Below are 22,670 nucleotides of genomic sequence, written 5' to 3' on the forward strand. Positions count from 1 at the left end.
GACACCCAAGCGGCTTCGGAGCCGCTCAAGCTGACCAGGCTGCTCACGGTCAGGGTCGTGCCGCTGGCAGCCCCGGTCGACAAGACCAAGGCGATGCCGGTACCCGATGCAGTGGCGGTGTAGTGGTGGGTGGCCGTGCCCGCGTTGACCGCTGTGGCCAAGGCGGTCGCCACGGTGCTTATGGTGCCGGTGGACGCCGTCACGGTGTACGCCGTGCCCGCCACAGTGACGGTGTACTGCGAGCCGGTTTGGAAGGTCATGCCCGACAGGTCCACCGCTTGCGTGACGGTGCCCACCGTGGGGCCCACCAGGGCGCCACCGGCGTTGTCGGTCACGGTCACAGCCCCAAAGCTGCTGGTCTTGGTCACCACCAAGGTACTGCCCGAGACCGTGGCGGTGTAGCCCGACACGGCGCTGATGGTGGTGGCCAGGTAGCTCAGGTAATTGCCCGAGGTCTGTGCCCCCGTGGTGGTGGCCAAGGCGGTAGCGCCATCGGACACCTTGACGCCGGTGCCTGAAGAGAAAGCCAAGCCTGTGAAATCCAACACCGTCTTGTTGACCACCGAGGCGGTGCCCAAGCTGGCGTCCACGCCCAAGGCCAGCGCATCGAATTTCACGGACCGCTCGTCCAACGAAGCGCCGGTGAGGACCAGGCGGGTGTCGGTGCCCACGCGGGTCGCGTACAGATTGCCGTTGACCACCACGCTGTAAACGCCCGTGGCCGACAAGGCCGCCGGCGCGAAGGCCAGGTCAGACACTTGCAAGCCGCCCGTGCCCGCCGCCTGCGTTGGGATGTTGCCCACCGAGTCCAAGGCGTTGTCGACCGGGGTGTTGGCCGATTCAAAAATTTGCAAGCCCGACACGGTGAAAGCTTGGTTGGCCGTGAGGGCCGTCAAGGTCAAGGTGCGGGTGGTGTCGTCGGCATCGACGTGCAGCACATTGTCGGCTTCGATGGTGGACTTGAAGACCGCCAACACATCGCTCCAGCTGGCGCTGCTGGACAAACCGCCGGTGCCGGGTTGCACGGTGTAGCTGTGGGCCACACCACCCGAGGTGACGGTGAACGAGTACGCGTACTGCGAACCCAAGACACGGGCAAACTGCACCGTGGACACCTGGGCGGTGTTGCTGCCCGCAGCCACCGACGAAGTGGCCGTGCTGCTTTGGATGCCGCCGCCCGAGGCAAAGGCCGCGGTTTGTCTGACTGTGGTTGGGCCGGTCGTCAAGCCTGTGTTGCCCTGTGCCGTGAACAGCACTTCCATCTCCGCGCCGCTGCCCACTTTGGAGGGGTCAGACAGGTACAACGGAGCCAGCGTGGTGGTGCCCAGCACATTGACTTGGTAACCATACAGGTCGGCCGAGCGCTGGTCATAGGCCGTCAAGGCATAGCCCGAGAGCGTGAACACCAGGTTGCGCACGCCAGAGGTGAGGGTCAAAGTGGTGCCCGACACGCTGGCCGTTTTGGCCGACACATTGGCCTCGCCTGCGGTGATCTTGACCGCCAAAGCCGTCAACAAGCTGTTGACCGTGCTGCCGACCGTGGCCACCACCTCGTACTTGCGGTTGTCAATTTGAATGCCATAGGTATCGGCCACAACCACGGTGCGGCTGGCGAACACCACCTGGGTCGATTGGGCCGCAGAGGCCGACGCTAAGACCAGGGGGGTCACCGCCGCAGCGGTGGGCAACTGGGCCGTCTGCCATTCGTAGAGCGTGCCCTTGCCATCGACCGTGACCGTGCCAGCGCGCTTGAGCGCGCCGACCGAGGTGGCCGCTTCGATGTAGTCCACATAAATGTCCGCACCCGACTTGACCACGATGTCTTTGTAGTCGGCGGTGTTGCGGATGTCACGGGCGTACAAGTTGCCGCCCGCGATCACATCGATGCGGCCGTTGTTGGCCACCATGCGGTCGACGATCAAGTCGGTGGCTTCGTTGACGCTGATGTCGCCCGCGTTGCGCGAATCCACCGTGATGTGCTCGACCAAGGTGTTGAGCTGCGCCGAACCTTGCACGTCGACCACCAGGTTTTGCGCAATGAAGACCGAGGCGCCGTCTGAGCTGATGGCATTGGCGCGCAGCGACAACTGACCCGCCGTGACATCAGCCGCCACGATGCCGCCTTGCACGGTCAGGTCACCTTGCACGCGCAAGGTGATGTTGGAGGCGGCGTCAAAGCCGGTCAAGCCGCCAACGAAACCGTTGAGCAACCAATTGCGCTTGCCGCCCGGTGCTGCGTTGTCGGTGAGCTCGATGAAGATGTCGCGCTTGGCACGGATCTCAAAGTCCAAGGCCGGCAAGTCATTGGTTTGAATGTTGATGAAGCCGGTCGGCATGGACACCGCGGTCGAGGTGTCAAAGGTCTTGATGACCGCGCGCTCGCCCTTGGCGGTCAAGATGACTTGGTCGATCTTGCCGTCGCTGTCGACGGTGGTGTCGAAGTGCGGTGACTTGACCAACACGCTGCCACTGACGGTCAAGTCTTCGCCGGCCACCAACTCGAGCTTCAAGTTGGCCGAGATCGTGCCGGACAGGCTCAAGCTGCCACCGGTTTGGAAGATCACCGTGTCAGAACTGATCACGCTCGGCAAAGCCCGTGTGATCTGGGTGCTGGCATCGCCAAACTGGAAGTAGGTGCCGGCGCGGTATTCGGTTTTCTCGGGTGCGCCGAAGTACTGGTAGAGCTGGACCGAGTCGCCCGCCACAAACGACACCGCACGGCTGTAGACCAGCGCCGCAGGCCCGGTGGTGGGACGGCTCACCATCACGCTGCCGGTTTGGCTGGTCAAGGCAATGCTGTTGCCGCGCACCTGACCGCTGTAGTCGCCGGTGCCCAAGGTGGTGCGCTGGCCCACGCGCAGTTCGTTGACCGCGCTCAGGCTCACACTGGCGTTGTGGGTGGCGTCTTGGCCTGCCAGTGCGGTGGTCACCACCGCGCGCACCACGTCCAAGCCGGTGGTGTTCTCCAAGTAACCGTCCAAGTCGGTCAGTTGGATGTCGCCCGCGTTGGTCACCACGTCCAAACGGTTGACGGCGATCTCGATGCCGGTCACCCCGGTGGCGGCCTGGATCGTCAGCACATCGGCCACGATGTCGGGCGCGGCGTCGGTGTAGGTCTCGATCACTTGACCGGTGATGGCGCGCAAACTGATGTCGCCATACGAGGTCAGCGCGGTGTAGGTGGCCACGCTGCCATCGGCGTTGTAGATCACGGGTTTGTCGGTTGCACTGGTGGCGTACACACCGGCCGAGATGCTGCGCACAAAGATCGAGCCTTGCGCCTGGATCGCGATGTCGTTGGCGTCGCTGTTGGACATGGAGCGCACATCGACCAAGTCCAAGTTGGCGCCACCCACCACCGTCAAAGAGCCCTTGGCCACTTTGACGCTGTTGAGCTTCAAGTTTTGGGCGCCTTGGGTCACATACACATCGCCCACGCCGTTGGTCTGCACGTTCAGGCTGTTGACCAAGGTGTAGACCGGCAGCAAGGCGGTGCCCAACGGCCCCACCACTTCGAGCGTCAACTCATCGGCCTTGATCGGCGAAGTGGCATTGGCAAAAGCGATCGTGCCTTGCACGTAGAACGCCAAGTCACCACGGATCACGCCGCTGCTGGCGCCGGTGTTGACCGCGCCGATCAGCAAGTCTGAGCTGTTGGCACCCGAGACACCGGTGCGCGACTGGGTGCGCAAGCTGATGTCGTTTTTGTCGCTGTTGCCCAAGGCCAGCACTTTGAGGGCATTCAGGTTGCCCGCGTTGGTCACCGAGATAGCGCCGTCGAGCACCTGCACATCCGACAACAGCAAGGCACCGGCGTTGTTGAGCACGATGTCGCCCACATCGGTCAGGGCCATCACGGCCTCGCTGACTTGGGTGTTGAGCACGATGCCCAAGGCGGCGCGGGCTTGCACCTTGTTGGCGGTCAACAAACCGCTGGGCAAGGTCTGCTGCGTGGTCACACCGCCACTGGTCACCGAGCGCAGTGTTTGCACTTGCTCGATGCGGCCCATGGCGGCGGTCAGCACGATGCTTTGGTCCAGCAGGCCCGCGTTCACATGGGTGGCCGAGAAGGTGGCGTTGTTGAGCACGATGTTGCCGCCGGCCGAACCTGCGGTGAGGGCCAGGCCCACACGGGTGGCGGTGACCACGGTGTCGGCGTCGGCCGACACACTGCCGTCTTGCGAGACGCCCTGCCCCGCTTGCAAGTTGACCCCGCCTGCCGTGACCTTGGCCGAGAGGGCCAAATCGCGGCCGGCGCTGACCAAGAGGTCGGTGCTGGTGTCGGTTTGCACCACGCCGCCCAAGGTGATGTCGCGCCCCGAGGTGATCGAGATCACCGGGTTGACGCTGCTGCCCACATGGGTCGAGATGATTTGCCCCGAGTCGTCCACATTCAACAAACGGCCTGCACGCACAGACACCGTGTCGCCACTGAGGGTGGACGTGATCGGCACGGTTTGTGTGTTGCCATTGCCATCGGTCACCGTGGTGGTGGCCAGGCCTTTGACGCTCAAGAGGTCTTTGGCGTCGATGGTCAAGGTGGTGGTGGCTTCGATCTTGCCGCTCAGGTTGACCTTGCCCCCAGCGCTGATGCTGATCTGGTTGGCCGCCAGCGAACTGCCAGCACTGCCAAAGGAACGGGCCGAGGCGGTGTCATTGAACACCTCGGTCTTGAGCACCGTTTGGGTTTGCGTGATCGGACGTGTTTCAAAAACGGTGACGTCTTTGAAGTTGAGCACCATCACATCTTGGTAGGTGGTTTGTTCCACCGGCAGTTTCTGGAAGATGTCGCGGTCTTGCGACACCATCTTGAAGTTTTGCTTGATCCGCTGGTCGTAAATCGGGTGCCAGTTGGAATTCCAGTTGTAGGTGTAGTCGGTGTAGGTCTCGGTGATGTACTTCTGAATTTCTTTGCGGCCATAGACCTCATAGATGTTGAATTCAGAACCGCCTTTTTTACCGGTGTTGTCGGTGTAATCCACCGAGCCCTTGAGCTCGTCCCAGCCTTGGCCCGAAGAAGGCAAGGTTGTGCCGCCATTGGTGACGTTGCCGTCCACGATGGAGGGGTAGTTGTAGCCGCCACTGTCTTTGATCAGGACGGCCACACGCGAACCTGTCATGTCAGGTTTCACCGCGTGTTGGTCGTTGCCGGTGTAGGCGCTGTAGAACAAGACCTGGTTGTACTCACCCCCGTTGCCTTGGTTGTCCTGTTGCCAGCGTGCCAACTGAGACCAGTCGCTCCAGTAACGGAACTCGAAACTGAACTGGTTGGCGCGGTTGCGGCTGGCCACCAGCGCAAAACCAGAGGTGTCCAGGGCCAGTGCGTCGACAAAGGTGCTGGCCGCAGTGATGCGGTCGGTGAAGCGCGTGCCCTGGTAGGCATCCATGGCTGTGCGAATGGCTGCGCTCGCCAAGTCGGCTTCGCCCGTGTTCTTGTCGTCCTTGTAGGCCGTGATGTTGCCCGGTGTGGTGTATTGCCACATCGGGTCGCGCGCCAAGGTGGTGGCCAAGTCGGGGTCACGGCCTTGGATGTCAATCGTCTTGATGCCGCTGTTGGTGACATAGGTTTCCAGCCACATGCCGCGACCGTCTTCGTTGGCGGCGTGGGGTTCGTTGTAACCCGCTGGGTAACCGTTGACCGGGAAGTAGTAGTTCGAGGTTTGCTGGGTGTAGTCGACCTGGCCGTACTCTTTGAACTGCCCCACGTATTCACCCGCGCTGTTGGTGGCGGGACGCACGGTGACCCAGGTGCCATCGCTTTGGGTGTCGTTGGCAGCGGCTTGGGCGGCGGTCGCAGACGCGCTGGCCCAGGTGGCGGCGGTGGCCTTGGTGGTGTCGCCCGTGAGGTACTGGGTTTGGCCCTGGCTCTCGACGCGCAAGATGTCCACGTTGGCGCCCTTGGGCATGCGGATGTAGCGGTCTTTCCAACCCGCCACGTCGATGAAGTACACCACTTGCGCAGCACCCGCCCAGGTGGGGGTCCAGGCCTGATCGGCCGCAGCGGTGCCGTTGACGGTTTTCTTGATGACCGCGTTGGCGTAGTCGAATTGGAAGATCGGCTTGTAGCCGGTGAAGTTCAACACCGCCTGGCGTTGGGCATCGGACAGCTGCGAGAAATCTTTGTAGGTGTTCAGGTCTTTGTAGTTCGTGCCCGGGCCTGTAGAAGTTTGGGTTGGCAAGGCCTCGCTGGCCGCATTGGCCCAGTTGACGTTGGCGTTGGTGTAGTCAAGGCCTTCCACCAAGTACTCGACAAAGCGGCGGTTGACCGGGGCATTCGGGTTGTAGTAGCCGATTTGCGTCAGGGTCACGTCCATGGTCGTGTACTCGCTGCCGACCTTGAACTCTTTGTATTCGGTGATCTCGGTGATCGGGGTTTGCACCCAGGTGATTTCGGGCACTTGCACCTGACCCACGGCCACCTGTTGGTAACCGGTCACGGTTTCGATGGTCTCGGCCACCGTGCGGTAAGACTGCACATTGACCGTGCGGGTGCCCGACACCGAGGCCGCCGCATCCAGCGTGACATCGCCGCCGGCAAACACCTGCACCTTGCCGGTGGCGGTGGACAACACGGCATCGCTCTTGATGGTGATGTTGCCGCCAATCAACTGGTCTTGCGTGATGGCCTGTTCCAGGCGGGTGCGGCTCCACGACATGTCGACACCGGCATTGAGCTGGATGTCGCCATCGGACGACACCAAGCCACCGTTGATGGTGATCGACTGGTTGGCGTTGAACAACACCAAGCCGTTGGCCGCGCCCAAGCCGGCGATGCCCGCTTGCACAATGCCGTTGACCGTCATGTTGGGGGCCACCAAGTGCACCAGTTTGTCGGCCTTGATCAGCGCGTCGTTGGACGGTGCGGGCGACACATTGGTGCTGCCCGAGACAAACAACTGGGTGCGCGCGCGGATGAACACATCCGAGTTCAGGCCTGTGGCGTACACATAGCTGCCGGCCAACACGCTGATGGTGCCGCCCAGCAATTCCACATGGTCGCGCACGTCGATGTTGCGGTAGACGCTGACGTCTTGGGCGGTGGACTCGATGTGCAACAAGCCGACTTTGGCCAGACCCAAATCGCGCTGGCCGACCACGCCGCTGATCACCACGCTGTCGGTGGCCAGCACGTTGATGGTGCCGCCTGCTGCCGTGTCCAAGGTACCGCCCGACACATAGGTGCCGCCGTCCATCACCAAGGTGCTGACCAAGACCGCCACTTTGCTGCTGTGGGTGCCAGCGGTGATGGTCAAGAGGTCGTTGGCCGAGATCAGGCCGTCGATCATGACCTGGCTGCGCGAGGTGATGGTGATGTCGCCGCCCACGTCAGGTGTCGAGACATTGCCGCGCAACCAAATGTTGCCGTCGCTGTTGAGCACGATGTTGCCGTCGCCGCCGGCCTGGACTTCGGTCCATGCCGCTGTCAGGCTGTCAAATTTGCCCGTGGTGTCCGACACGATGGCGCTGGCGCGCGACATGTCGATGCCCACACCCCGGTTGTCGCCAGCGGCCTGCACATTGATGCGGCCGGTGGCCCGCAACGAGCCGCCCACGTTGGTGTTGCCCAGCACCAAGCCCGCCGAGGCTTGGATGTCCAAGCTCGCCAGCTTGCCGCTCCAGCTGAAGGTGGCGTGCGCGGGGTCAAACGTAGCGCCGGCCATGACCGCGCCCAAAATTTGCACGTTGGCGCCCGAGATCAAGGCGGTGCTGCTGTGGGCCATGGTGGCCAGCTGGCTGTCGGCCCCCATCAAGATGTTGCCCTTGGCCTGCACTTTCAAATCGGTGTTGGCTTCGATCACCGCGCCGCCGCTCTTGCCGTAGGCCGTGCCCACACCCACGTTGCCACCCGCGCTCAGCAGCAAATGCTGGCCCACGGCGTCGCTCAAGATGCGGGTGTCGTAGGCAAACAAGTTGCCGCCCGCGTCGACCCGCAACGAACCCTTGAGGGTGAAGGTGCCCGACAAGGTCACGTCGTCGGTGGCGCGGATGGTCACTTCGTCATCGTAAGCCGCGGCCGTGGCCAAGCTGCTCTTGAGCACGCCGTTGACCACCACGTTCTTGCCGTTGAGGGTCATCAAGGCCCCGGTTTCCAACCAGCCGCTGGTGCGGGCCAGGGTCAAGGTGCCTTGTTGTGAGGTGATGTCCAAGCGACCCAAGGTGGGGTTGCCTTTGCCAATGGTGCTGTCGATCACCACGTCGTTGAGGCCGGTCAGCACAATGCGGCCACCGGCGTCGAGGGTCAGCAACTGGCTGGTGCCCTCGGTGCGCAAACTCACCTCGCCCGCACGCACGGCGGCTTCGGTGCCGGCGCTGATCAAGATGTCGCGCTGCGCGGTCAAGCTGCCCTTGATCACCAGCGTTTGCTTGGCTTGCACCACGATGTCGGCGTAGCGGCCACGGGCGATCAGGTCACCTTCGAGCACCGCGTTGCCGGCCGGGGTCAGCACCATGCCGCCGCTCAAGGTTTCCATCACGCTGGTGGACGACAACAACACGCTTTGGGCGCCCGATGCACGCACCAAGGTGTTGAGGTGGATGGCGTCGTAGGCTTTGACGTAGCCCATCAAGCTGATGGAGCCGCTTTCTTTGGAGGGGTCGCCAATGGTCACCAAGGAGCCGCGGGCACTGGCTTCCAAAGCCGCCATGCGGGCCGAGGTGGTGGCGCCGGTGGTGCGCAGGGAAACAGCGGTGGCGATCTGGTTGAAACCCAAGCGCTCGGCGTTGCCGCCGGCCACCGTGTAGATGTCAAACAGATAACCACTGCTGGTCAGTTGCAAGCGACCGTCCACCAAGCGGACCTTGACCACGGTGTCGGCGATGCCGATGCTCGACAGCGCCGCTTGGACATCGGCCACCAGGGCCAGCAGGTCAGTGTTGCCTTGGGTCAGGCTGGTGCTGACGTTGACAACACCCTGGGCCAAGATGTTGTCGCTGGCCAGAGCGCCTGTGTGGACGTGGATGCCAAACGATGCGTTGCCACCGAGTGCGCCGCTGGCCAACTCGGCAAAGCCGTCGGCCACAATTTCCTGCGTCCAGGCGGGGGTGGACACCGTCAGGTCGCCATCGGCGCTCAGGCGCACTTCGCTGTTTTCGCGGAAGGTGCTCAAGCGCACATTGCCGCCCAAGACCACGCCGTCGTCCAACTCGGGGTGCAGCACGGTGGCCGTCGTGTGGCCCACGCCGCCGCGCACAGCGATCAGCTTGCCAGCGACCAGGCCTTTGCCCAAGGTCACTTGGCCACGCGCATCGATGGTGATGGTGGAGTCGCCCTCGAAATAGCGCGGGATGCTGCCCAGGTAGGCGCCGGTGGTGTCGTAGTAGTCGACGATTTCGCCGCCAGCCACCATGCGCCCGTCGATCAAGGCGTCGCCGCTGGCGGTGATGTCGATGCGGCCATCGGGGTTGTAGGTGCTGACCTTGCCGCTGCCTGGCAAGCGCACACCCAGGTAGTGGCTGTTGATGCCTGCCGTCACGGTGATGTTGTCGTGCGCCTGGAAGGTGCCGCCCAACTCGGCCGTGCTGCCGTCGCGCGCCGTGGTGGTGCCGCCCAAGTAGACCGCGCCCAAGGAGCGCAGGTTGATGTTGGAGGTTTTGTCGACCCAGTCCACGGTCTCAGACACCAAATGTCCGTTGGCATACACCTGCTTGACCTCGCCCCCTGCGGTGACATGGCCCATGATGCTGATGTCGCCCACCGCATCCACCAAGACCGAAGCCCCCACGCTGTTGCTGCTGGTTTGGGCCATGGCGGTCAAGCCGCCTGCGGCGGTGACCAACACGCCAATGCCGGCATCGTCGGAGCTGGTGGCGACGGTGGTGGTCAAACTCACGGTGCCGGTGGCGGTGAGCGCGGTGTCGACCAAGATTTGTTCTCCGGCCACCACCGTGATGCGCGCGTCGTCGCCCGTCCACTCGATGCCGTTTTGCGCGCTGTTGACGCCACCGGCCACCACACGGCCATGGATCTCGACATCGCGTCCGCCCTGCAACAAGATTTGGCCAGCGGCGGCGCTCGAGTACAGGCTCGACGCGGCGTGCACATACAGGCTGGTGCCATCGGCATTGCCGTGGCTCAGGTTGACGCCCGCGCTGCTGACGCCACCGATCAGGCTGATGTTGCCCGGCACGGTGGCTTCACCTTCCCAGTAGGTCCAGGTGTCGGACTGGATCGACAGGCTGGAGCCCTCGCCCATCAGGTTGAAGCTGCCGCGCACGATGGCGGCGTTTTTCACCGAAATGTCCAGCGCCGTGTTGGCCTCGAAGGTGTTGACCGTGCCCGTCATCAAGAAGCCGTAGCCACGCTGACCCACCAAGGGATGGACCTCGCGGATTTGCAGGGCTTCGGCGGTGCCGTCGTTGTTGGCGTCGAGCGCATACACGATGAAGCGGCGCGAGGCATCGGCGTTGTCGGTGACCAACCAGCGGTTGGTCTTGACCGCGTCGCCACTGCCCCAGGTCATGTCGCTGTTGCGGTAGTCGCCGCCTTGGCCCTCGACGAAGGAGGTGCGCAAACTGGCGGGGGTGCTGCCATTGGCCTCACGCACGTAAACCGTTGAGCCGTACTGCACAAAACCGGTTTGGCCCAAGACGCGGGCTTGTTGCTCGACCGTCAAATGGGCAAAGTCGGTGCCGGCGGCGGGCACGTCCACATCGTTCCATCGGATGCCCGCGTTGGTGTAGTCCTTGCCAGCGCCTTCCTCAAAGCTCAGGCGGTATTGCTTGGCCACCACTTGGTCGGCGTTGTAGTAAACGGTGCCGTTCCAGCGGGTGTAGCCCAACTTGGCCATGACCACGCTTTGTTGCTCGGCGGTCAGCGCATCAAACGGCAAGCCATCGACCGGCACGGTGACCGCGCCCCAGCTCAGGTGTTGCAGGCTGTAGTCGGTGGCGGCTTCTTGTTTGAGGCTGGTGAGGATTTGCTTGCCCGGCTCGGCATTGGCATTGACGAACACCTCTTTGTGCAAGGCGGCATAGCCCAGCGACTTGAGCACCAAGTTTTGTTGCGCCGCCGTGAGGTCTTGGAAGGTGGCATGGGTGGCCGGTGCGGCCACGCCGCCCCAGTCGATGCTCTCGATCGAGAAGTCGGCCGTGCCCACCGCCGTGACCACTTGGTTGAGCGGCAAGGCATTGGGGTTGACCCACACGCCGTTGCGGTAAACCGTGTAACCCAACGAAGACGCCACCACTTGCTGCTGCGCATCGCTGAGTTGGGCAAAGCTGGTGTTGGCCGCAGGCTTGGCCACGCTGCCCCAGGAAACGCTGTCGTTTTGGTAGTCGGTCATCGCCCCTTGCTGGAAGGTCTGGACAAACTGCTTGCCCGCCGCCGCGCTGAGGTTGAAGAAGTTCTTGACCACCGGACGGTCGACCATGATGTACTTGGTCGGGTCGTTCGGGTGCGCCGGGTCGGTGGCACGTGCTGGCGTGCTGGTGACGTGGTCGATGAAATCGGTGACGATGGCTTTTTGTTGGTTCGTCAACTCAAACCACGAGGCGTTCACATCGGGGCGGGCCACCGGGTTGACCGGCACATCGCCGCCACCGTCCCACAGGTCGCCAGGCATGGCGTAGTAGTCAAACACATAGCCCAGGTGCGCTGCCACCACCAGTTTTTGGGCACCGGTCAGGCTGTCAAACCCAGCCCCTGCCGCAGGCGCGGACACACCGGCCGCAGCCCAATCGATTTGGGCGTTGTTGTAGTCGGCCGAGACGCCTTGCGCCAAGCCCTGCACCACTTGGATGTGACCTGCCGCGTCGGTTTTGACCAAGGTCAGCCCGTTGTACTGGGTGTACCCGGTGGCGGCCACCGCCCCACCCTGTTGCAAGGTTTGGCGGAACACGCCGGTGACCGGGTTGTAAAAGCCACTGGCATACGGGGTGTAACCGAGTTGCGTGGCCACCAAGGCTTTTTGCGAGTCGCTCAAGGTGGCAAAGGGCGTGAAGTTGGCCAGCGAAGTGACGCTGAGCGAGCCGCTCACGCCCAAGGCGGTGGACTGCACCAGGGCCGTCAAGTCGCTGCTCAGGTTGCCCTGGGCCAGCTGGCTCAGGCCGGTGGTGATTTGGCCGCTTTGGGTGAGCGCAGCAGGCAGGTTGGTGGCCACCACTTGCACGGCTTTGCCGTCGATGTTGTCAAAGTAGCTGGCGCCTGCATTGAGGGTTTCGCCCGCAGACACCGTCAACGCACCGGCCACCGTGAGGTCGCCGCTCAAGGTCATCTCACCGACCGAGGTCAAAGAGGCCGAAGCGCCCGGTCCGGTCAGGGTGGGGGTGGGTGACCCGTTGGCAAAGATGGCGCCGGCGGTGACCGCACTGCCGGGGTTCATGTGCATGAAGTCCTGCGAGGACATCGTGATCGACGCGTTGCTGCCCGCAGCGGCCACGGTGGCGCCGCTCAGCAGGGTCATGCTGCCGCCCGCATCCATCACGATGGAGGCCCCTGCCCCATCGGCAAACACACCGGCGGCACTGATGACCGAGCCCGAGGTCTGCACACTGATGTGACCGCCTGCTTGGGTGGTGTGGATGACCGAGCCCACGTCGGCGGTCAAGCTGTTGGCCTCAGCGCCATACGAGACATAGCCGCCTTGGCCCGTGCTGCCGCTGACGTTGATGCGCACCGACGCGTCGGCCACCAACACACCGCTGATCAGCGCTTGCTCGGACACCGTGATGTCCAAGGTGGGGCCATTCAAGCCCGAGTTGGCGCCGAGTTGGGAGTAGAAGTTTTGGCGACGCACTTCCAGCAAACGGCTGTTGGTGTACAGCGCGGCAGCGGTTTCCACATCGCCCGCGACCACGATTTCATCGGCGGCCAGTTTGACGACGTCGGTGAATTTGGCGTTGAAGTCGAACACGCCCACGGTGATGTCGTTGACGTCACCGATGACCATCTTGGAACCGGTGGTCTTGGCGCCAATGTCGATCTCGGTGAAGCCGTCTTTCAAGGCCGACAAGTCGCGCATGCCCAAGGCCATGGAACCGGTTTTGCCGGCGATCGACTGGTCGCGGCCATACAGCGACTGGCCCGCACCGCCAATTTGGTAGCCCTGGCCTGGGGTGTGGGCCATCAGGCTCAAGACGCCGGTGCCCGAGACGTGGTTGTCGCCGGAGGCAAAGTCGATGTCGTCGGCCACCACCGAGATGTTTTGACCCGACGAGAAGGTGCTGATCGACCCCGAATCCAAGGACAACAGCGACTCGGCGTCTTGCAGCAACACCGACACGCGGCCGTCGTGGGTGGTCAAGCCGCCCGCATTCCAGCGGTCGTTGATCACGCGCAAGCTGTCGCGCTCGATGACGGTGATGTCCGACGCCTGGGCGTGGGTGCCACGCGACTCCAAGCTGATCGAACCCACCTCGGTGTTGAAGGTGCCGACAAAGCGGTCGGCGCTGATGCTCAACAAGCCCTCAGAGGCCTTGAAATGGGCCTGGCTGACATCGACTGTGCCAGCGGCATACAGAGACAAACCGGTGGCGCCCCAGTTGACGTCGGTGGTGGTGGTCAGGCGGGTGACGGCGGCGGTGTCGCTCATCTCGATCACATCGAGGGCGTCGTTGAAGGTGATGACCAGCTCGCCCGACGACACGCCGTAGCGCAGCTTGTGGTCGCCCAACTCCAGCGGCACCTCGGTGTTCATCGGCAGGACGCGCAAGGTGTCGTACCCAGTGCCGCCTTTGATCGAGATGTGGCCCGCATTGGGGGTGAGCAAAATCAAATCGCTGTCCGGGCCAGTCTCGATGCTGGTGTTGCCACCGCGCACGATGATGGTGTCGCTGCCGGGGCCGCCCGAGATGGTGTCGTTGCCCGCCCCCATGTCGATGTACTCGTCGGCGCGGCCACCGGCGAAGTGGTCGTTGCCGCTGGACAAGACATTGGTCGGGTCATCGCCAAAGTACTGGATGCCGTTGACCGCGCCACCCACGAACTCGTCGTTGCCCACATTGCCCACCACCCGGCTGCCTGCGGCGCCACCCATGATGAGGAAGCTGTCGTTGCCCGCGCCGCCGTCGATGTCGAGCACCGCATTGACGCCTTCAGAAATGTAGAACGAGTCGTTGCCCGCACCGCCGCGCGCATAGACGCGCTTGACGCTATTGCGTGCGTAGTAGTTGACCACGCCCAAAGAGCGCACCAAGTAGCTGTCGGTCGCCACGTCGTACTCGACCGAGGTGCCTTCGTTGGTGATGTCGTCGTAGGTCTTGTCGCCGTAGCGGCCCGATGCATCGCCGGTGTTGAGCACCAAGGTGCCGTCGTCTTGCAAGTAGCTGATGCGCGGAGGATCGGCCCACGACCACAGGTAACTGCCCGACACCGAGATGCCCATGACGGTGACGCGGGCGGCCAAGTAGGCGCTGGAAGGCGTGATGTCGATCTCGCCACGGAAGCCCGCCAAGGTGAAGTCGATGTTGATGAAACCAATATGCAGCTCAAAGTCCAGCGAGCCCCACACCGCCGCGTGGAAGCGTGTGGGGTGGTTGCTCAGCAACATGCTGGCGCCGGCATTCAGGTGCAAGGGGCCCAGGTGGATGTCGATTTCGATCTTGCCGTGGAACTCGAAGAAGCCGTGCGAGTCGATGTAGCCACCGACTTCGACTTCCATCACGCCAAAGAAGTCCAGCTTGCCGTCCAGCGACAAGGTGAAGACGTCACCAATGACGCTCATGTGGCCGGCAAATTCGATCTTGAACAAATACAGATCGGCCGAGCCGATGATGGCCAGGTCGAAGTAGGTTTGGGCCGCGATGGTGTGGCCGTTCAAGGTGGTGTAGGGCAGCGAGCTGGTGTTGATCTGCAAGATCGCACTGCCCTTGATCTTGATGATGGCAATGTCGAGCTGGATCTTGAAGCCCAGGTACAGCGCAAAGTAGGGGTCGTTGTTGGCGTCCAGGCCAAACGCGGCCGCGCCGGTGACGGCCACTTCGCCAAAGGCACCCAAGTCAAGAGACACGTCCATGGCGGCTTGGATGCCGTGGCTGTCGATCAGCAAATCGATGGCGCCCTTCATGGCCAGCGGGCCGATGTCAATTTCGGTGCGGCCCGAAATGCGCAGCGACTGCGGCGTCAGGTCGACCATCACCACGTCGCCGGTCACGGGGTCGTAAATATTGCCCTTGGCATCGCGGCCACGGGCTTTTTGAATTTGGTTGGTGGTGTTGATTTGCAGCAGGAAGCGGCCCTTGACCTTGAAGGCGTCGCCGCCGTTGATCAAGATCGACTCGGCCCCCGCGCCACCAATCTCCAAGCTGCCGTAAATGCCTGAATGGTCGCCGTCGACCACCAGGCCCAAGGTGCCAGTGGCATTCAACTTGGCAATCGGCTCGATGGCCAGTTCGGCGGACACACCCAACTCAAGGCGGAACACGCCATTGGAGAACGAGGCAATCAGCGCAAAGTCGCCCTTGAGGGTCAAGGCGCCGCTGAACAAGTCCAGATCGCCCTTGCCCGTCAAGGCCACGTACGGGCCGACCCAGGTGGGCTTGCCGGGTGGGTAGGCCTCGATGACGAATTCGCTGAAGCCCACGGTTTTGACAAACTCGGGCGGCACGTTGTAGACCACGCGGGTGCCAAACGAGTTGAGCGACAGATCGAACTGCACCGAGATCTTGGCCACCGGCCCGAGGTCGATGCTTTGGTCGATCTTCAAGCGGGCCGCAATGCCCTTGGAATTGATGACCAACAAGCCCGTGGCGTGCGAGCTGATGTTGAACGCGTCCGGTCCAATTTGAATGCCCACGTCGGCAAACACCACCAAGCCATCGGCTTCGCTGAAGCGGAAGTCCAGCACACCGTGGGCTTTGACCAAGCCAAACAAGCTCAAATTGGCCTGGCCATACACGCGAAGGTAAATGCCCGAGTAGTCCAGCACGATGGGGTGCTGAGGATCGCCGGTTTCAATCGCATAGCCTTTGCGCACCACGTCGTCCGAGGTGTCGTACTTGGTGGTGCCCGGGTCGATCCAGGTGCTCTTGGAAAAATCGATGGTGGTCAGCGAGAACGAGGCGCCTGCGTTGCCACTGTCGTAAGACACGGCATTGGTGGCCTCGTCGCGGTGGAAACCGGTGGCGATGGTCAAGCGCGCGCCCATGTTGATGTCCAAGCGCAAGCCGGTGGCTTCGAGCACCACCGAATCGGGCACGCCCACCAGGCCCACTTTGTCGATCGTGGCTTGGCCTGCGATGTAGACGCCCAACTTCATGCCGGCCATGCTGATCACGGTTTCGGCCGCCACCAACAAACCGAGGTTCAGGTTGACGATGGCCATGCCCACGGCGTTGGGGTTGGTTTCGTCGCCGTGGATGCGGCCGTCGCCGTTCTTGTCGTAGAAGTAGCCCCGTGGCTTGCCGCCCTCGAAGCTTGGAATGCCAATGAAGGCGTTGCCGTTGCTGATGCCAATGGCCAAGGTGGTGACGGTGGTTTGCTCGCCGTTGGAGAGCGTGACCACTTCGCCGCTGCGCTTGGTGAAGGCCATCGACGCCGACATTTGCAAGAAGCCCGCCAAGTTGATTTCGGCATAGCCCACTTTGGCCTGGATGATCTCGCTGTTGAAGTCCAGGAACACCATGTTGTTGCCGCCCGCAGGCAGCGCAAAGCCGGCGGTGTCGATGATGCCGTTTTGGTTGCGGTCTTCGCTGAGCTGCAAGATGCCGTCGCCGTTGAGGTCTTCACCCGGGTCGAGGCGCAAGTTGGCGTTCAAGTCTTCGCCCAAGTCCAACACGCCGTTGTGGTTGGTGTCTTCGGTGAAGTCTTTGAAAGACTGGCTGTGTTTGAAGTCGATGTAAGGTGGGCCTAAGACCTGCAACACCGCGTCCACATAGGTCATGCCCATCATGAAAGTGTTGATGTTGACCTCGATGTCTTGCATCTTGGCCGAGATCAACGATGGGTCGATGCCCACCAAGGCCGCGTTGGCGATGTTGGCCTTGGCCGAGACAAACTGAGGCGAGGACGCTTCCAGCGCTTGGATGTTGGCAAAGATGGAGGGCTTCATCAAGGCCAAGCCGAAGTCGACGTTGTCAATCGCCAAGCCGACGGCACCGGCGTTGATGTTGTCCAACATGCCGTCGTGGTTCAGGTCGGGGCCGTAGCGGTATGGCCCGCCCACGCCGGCAAAACCACTCAGGTTGGCGCCGCCCAAGGTCATGGCGGTGACGTTGATGTTGAGGTCGTTGAAGTCCATGCCCAAGCCAGTGACCGCACTGAGGTCTTGCAGCAGCGGCTTCAAGCCGTTCATCTCCACCTTGACGTTGAACACATCGCCCTTGCGGAAAGCCAAGGAACCCCGCAAGTACAAGAAGTCGGCCACCACGATGTCGGCCAGACCAATGTCCAAACCAATCAGTTCATGGCCATCAAAGTTGAGCGTGATCGGGTGGGCACCTGCCCCCACAGGCAAGCCGACGGTGGTGATGCCCGAGATCGGGTCGGTCTTGCGCATGCCCGAGTACACCGGCATGGCGCGGAACAGGCCGCCCAAGACTTCACCGCCGGTGTTGACCTCGACCTTGACGTCGCGGCCCAAGAGTTTGAGGACGTTGCCAAAGCCATAGGCACCCAACTCGTCGGCTTTGGCGTAAATCGAGGTGACCGACTGGGCATTGAAGAACTGGGGCAACTGCGCGGTGAACACGCCAATCGCCAAGTCCAGGTGTTGCAAACCAAAACCCACCAAGCCCGATTGGTTGGCCAAGGGTTGGCTGAAATCGGGGCGACCGCCACCGACGAAGATGTTGACGTCGCTGGCACCAAAGGACACGCCTTTGAACTTGACGTTGTGCATGACCGAGTAGTCGTCGGACACATCCAGCAAGTACTTCAAGACCTTGTCGCCTGGCAGACCCGGGATGATGGCGCTGGCCGCCGCATTGACCGCTTTGTCGACCAACTTGCCAATCAAGGGGTCCAAGCCGGTGGCGGCGTCGGCGGTGAAGTTGACGCCCAAGCTCAGCTTGAAGTCACCCTGGATGTAAACAAAGCCACCCAGGTTGATGTTCATGTTGGGGATTTCAATGTCCCCGCTGATGCCATCGATCCCGATCGACAAGTTGATGTTCTTGATGGTCGACATCGCGTCCTTGAGCCAGTCTGGCGTCGAGGGCGAGACTTCTGGCAACAAGTTTTTGAGGCTCGAGAGGTCGATGGTCGGAATCAAACTGCCGGTCGACGGCAGCGTGAAGCTGAAGTCGAAATGCGTGTGCAGGGTGAACAAATTGAACACCCCGAGGTTGGCTGTCATGCCGACCCGCAAGAAGTTCGAATCGAAGTTCACGTTGAAGGCCGTCGTGTTGCTGCCAATCGGGATGTCCAAGCCGGTGTGGTCGCCCGTGTGGATGGACGAGAAGTCGGCGTACACCATGGGGATGGGGTAGCCCGCTGCAAAGGCGCCGTTGAACTGGAACACCACGTCTTGCGCGTTGAGGGTCAGGTAGGGGTCGGTGCCCACCAGACCGGCATAGCCCGCCGTGGCGGTCAAGCCAAAGAACTGCACCTGGGTGGCCGTTTGTCCTGCCAAAGACGGCGACATCATGACCAAGGCAAAGTCAAGGTCGGCGATGGCAAAACCAATGGCGTCGGTGTTGGGCGTTTCGTCGGCGAACGAGCCGTTGTGGTTGCTGTCGGTGATGTAGGGGCCACGGATACCGGCAAAAGCGCTGACGTTCAAACCGGCGACCACCAAGGCGTCGCCCGACATGCGGATCGCGGTGCCGGGGATGTGGAAGTCCACCGCATCGATGATGCGTTTTTGGAAGGTGAAGCCGCCTTCCAGGTAGAGCACGCCAGCCACTTTGGCCACCGCATGGCCCACGGTGGCGCTGATGATCTCGTTGGTGTAGTTGAGCAACACCGGGGACGCGGGGTCACCGGTGGGCACGCTCAAGCCCGCCACCTTGCCGCCACGGGTGAAGTCGGCCACAAACAACTTGTTGCTGCTGGAGTTGACCTCGACCACCACATCGTCCAGGGAGAACTTGAACGCGTCGCCAATGCCCACCAAGCCAATCTTGTTGGCGGTGGCACGCAAGGCGGTGAACTTGGTGCCCACCACCACGTTGGACAGCGGCGCATCCAGGTTCGTCTTGGCTTTGTAGATGCCCATGCCGAAGCTGAAGTCGTCCACCACCAAGCCCATGGCGGCGGGGTTGATCTCATCCGCGACGGTGATGTGGCCATCGCCGTTGGTGTCGGTGCGGTAAGGCCCGCCCACGCCCACAAAGGCTTGGACGTGGCTGGCACCGATGGTCATGGCCTCGGCCTTGACGTGGTCGATGGTGCCCAAGAAGGTGTTGGCGGCCAGCTCGACTTCGGCCCCTTTCTCGAACGCGAACGAACCCGAGATGTAGACAAACTCCGAAATCCGCAAGGTGGCGTTGGCCACCGAGGCCGACAACACCTCGTTGCGCATGTCCAGCAACACCGGGGTGCCGCCGGTGCGCACAGAGTAGCCGTGGGTGCTGGCAAAGCTGGCGGCGAAGTCGATCGTCTTTTGCTCGTTCGAGGCGTTGTTGACCGCGATGTCAATGCCGGTGGCCGACAACTGGAAGTCGTTGGGGTTGAAGCCGTAAATGGCCACGCTGTCGGCATGGGCCTTCAAGGCGGTGTACTCGGTGCCCGCCTTGGACTTGACACTCATCAAGCCAAAGCTGATGCCCTCGGCACCGACGCCGTACAGGCTGCTGGCTTGCTCGGCAAAGGTTTTGGAGCCATCGATGCCGTCCGAGGCAAAGCCGACAAAGACGTCGATGTGGTCGCCGCCGATGGTGAAGCCCTCCAAGCCGCGAATCGTGCTGCCGGAGCTGTCGACCATGTCGCCAAAGCTGCCCTTTTGGAAGCCGATGGCGCCGCGCACATAAACGAATTTGGAAATTTTGAGCAACGCATCGTTGGCAAAGACCCCCAAGCGGTCGCCCTTGAAGTCCAAATCGATCGGGGTGGCACCGGTGGCCACCGACAGGTGTTTGTCACCCGTGAAGTCCAGCTCTTTGCCGGGGGTGGAGGCGCTGTTGTATTCAATGTCCAAGCCAGACACAGTCAACTGGAAGTCATTGGGGTTGAAGCCGTACACCGCCACCGTGTCGGCATGGGCCTTGAGCGAGTCGTAGCTGATGCCGCTTTGGTCTTGCAGGCTCAAGAAGCCAAAGCTCAGCTTGTCGACGCCAAAGCCATACAGATGGTCGGCCTGCTGGGCCAAGGTCTTGGTGCGGTCAATGCCGCCGTCGGCATAACCCACAAACGCGGTGATGTTGGCGCCGCCGATCGAGAAGCCCTTGGCACCGCGCACGGTGGCACCGGCGCTGTTTTTGAGTCGGTCGGCGTAATCGACATTCTCAAAACCGATGGCACCGCTGAAGTACAAGAAGTCCGAGATCGCCAGCGTGGCACGCTCTGCATAGACCCCCATCTTTTGGTTGTTGAAGTCAATCACGATGTGGCCAGCCGAGCCCAAGGCCAAGCCGCCGTTGAAAGACTTGGCGTAGTCGATGACGCCTTTGCTGGGGTTGGCGCTGGCGTAGTTGAAGCTCAGGCCATCGGCAGACAACTCAAAGATGCTGGGGTCTATGCCATACAAGCGGGCGTTGTCCATGCGCGCTTTGACGGCGGTGTAGGACTGGCCGCCGGCGTTGGTCATCAAGACCCCAAAGTCCACCCCCTGAACGCCAAAGCCATACAGGTGGTCGGCTTGCTGGGTCAGGGTTTTGCTGGTGTCAAAACCGCCATCGGCATAGCCCACAAACGCGGTGATGTTGGTGCCGGTGATGGCCATCATCGACTCGGCTTGCACCGAGCTTTCGCTGCCGTTCGAGTTCTTGACGATCAAGGGCGATGACGGGGTGTACTTCTCAAAACCGATGCGGCCTTGGAACAAAGCAAAGTCGAGCAACTTGAGGGTCACGTCGCCTTCGGCGCGCAACAACTCGCCCGCCGAGCCGTCGAGCTTGAGGGTCACATGGCTGCCGGTGCCGGTGAGGATGTCGAGGTTTTGGGCTTTGAAGTCGACCACTTGGTCGCCGTCACGGCCAGCTTGGTTGAGGTCAACCTGGAGGTTGCGCACCGTGGGCAAGAAGTCGAGGAAGCCGACAAAGCCCACCGTGCTGGCACTGGCTGACAGCGCGGTCCAGGTGCGCGATGGATCGCTCTTGGACGACAACATGGCCAAACCGAAATCGATGTCCACCAACTGCAAGCCGATGGCGTCTGAGGTGCCGCCGTTGACACCGACAAACACATTGAGGTGCGAGCCGCCAATGGTGAGCGCATCCACAGCCACCACCTCGGCGGTTTTGCCGGGCTTGGCCGCGAGCTTGACGCTGGTGTCGCGCGACTCGACCGCCAAGTCACCTTCGACTTGGACAAAGCCAAACAAATCAATCTTCAAATGGCCCGTGGCGCGGACGTATTCACCCAAGGACCCATCGAGGGTCAGCGCCATGGCGCTGGTGCTGCCGGTGGCAATGCTGAGCGCCGTCTTGCGCGCGCTGTTGGCGTTCGATGGGTCGGTCAAGCCGTAGTCCACCACGGTGGTGGCGTCGCCGTCGGCCTGGTTCACCCCCACGGTGATGCCCGTGGCCTGCACCGTGACGCTGCTGCCCAGGCCCACAAAGCCGACAAAACCGGCATTGGCTTGCAAGGTGGTCCACTTGCGCGCTGGGGTGGTGCTGCCTGAGGCCATTTTTTCGGTCAGCATGGCCAAGCCGAAGTTCACGCCCGTCATCGACAGACCCAGCTGGTTGGCCGTGCCGCCGTTGATACCAGCGAAGGCCGTCAAGTTGCTGCCGCCCACACTCAGCAGGTCCACATTCACCGTCTCGGCCGTGGCTTGGTTGGCCTTCTTGGCCAAGGTCACTTGGGTGCTGCTGCTCTCGACCGCCAAGTCGCCTTCAACTTGGAAGAAGCCGTACACGTCCAGCACCAAGTGGCCGCTGGCGCGCTTCATCTCGCCCTTGGCGCCATCGATCTTGAGCGCCATCGTGCTGGTGGTGCCAGTGGCAATGTTCATCACCGTGTTGCGTGCGCTGTTGGCATTGGCCGGGTCGCTCAAGCCGTAGTCGACCACCGTGGTCGCAGCGCCATCGGCTTGGTTGACGCCCACGGTGATGCCCGTGGCTTGCAATTTGATGTTGTTGCCCAGGCCCACAAAGCCCACAAACGCGGCATCGGCTTGCAAGGTGGTCCATTTGCGGGCGGCGGCGTTGCTGTTGGGGGCCAACTGCTCGGTCATCAGCGCCAAGCCGAAGTTCACGCCCGTCATCGACAGGCCCAGCTGGTTGGCGGTGCCGCCGTTGATGCCCGCGAAGGCGCTCAAGTTGCTGCCGCCCACGCTCAGCAAATCGACATTGACCGCTTCGCCTGTGTTCTGTCCGGTTTGTTTGGCCAGCTTGACGGCGGCGGTGCTGCTCTCGATCGCCAGGTCACCTTCGACTTGGAAGAAGCCGTACACGTCCAGCACCAAGTGGCCGCTGGCACGCTTCATCTCGCCCTTGGCGCCATCGATCTTGAGCGCCATCGTGCTGGTGGTGCCGGTGGCAATGTGCATCACCGTGTTGCGCGCGCTGTTGGCGTTGGCCGGGTCGCTCAGGCCGTAGTCGACCACCGTGGTCGCTGCGCCATCGGCTTGGTTGACCGCCACGGCCACATTCGTGGCCGCCACTTTGACGTCGTTGCCCAAGCCCACGAAGGA

1 protein-coding gene (running past one end of the window) is annotated in these 22,670 nt (G+C 62.2%); it reads right to left on the reverse strand.

The window, feature by feature from the left end:
• On the reverse strand, positions 1–22,640 hold the 5' portion of the coding sequence (locus ACKWJN_RS13975; RefSeq protein ID WP_408597869.1) for a beta strand repeat-containing protein. It extends 15,598 nt beyond the left edge of the window; only the first 22,640 of its 38,238 coding nucleotides appear in the window; its start codon is at positions 22,638–22,640; the stop codon falls past the left edge of the window.
• Between the last annotated feature and the right edge of the window lie 30 nt (positions 22,641–22,670).

It is taken from the genome of Limnohabitans sp., assembly GCF_046052825.1.
Taxonomy (GTDB): Bacteria; Pseudomonadota; Gammaproteobacteria; order Burkholderiales; family Burkholderiaceae_C; genus Limnohabitans.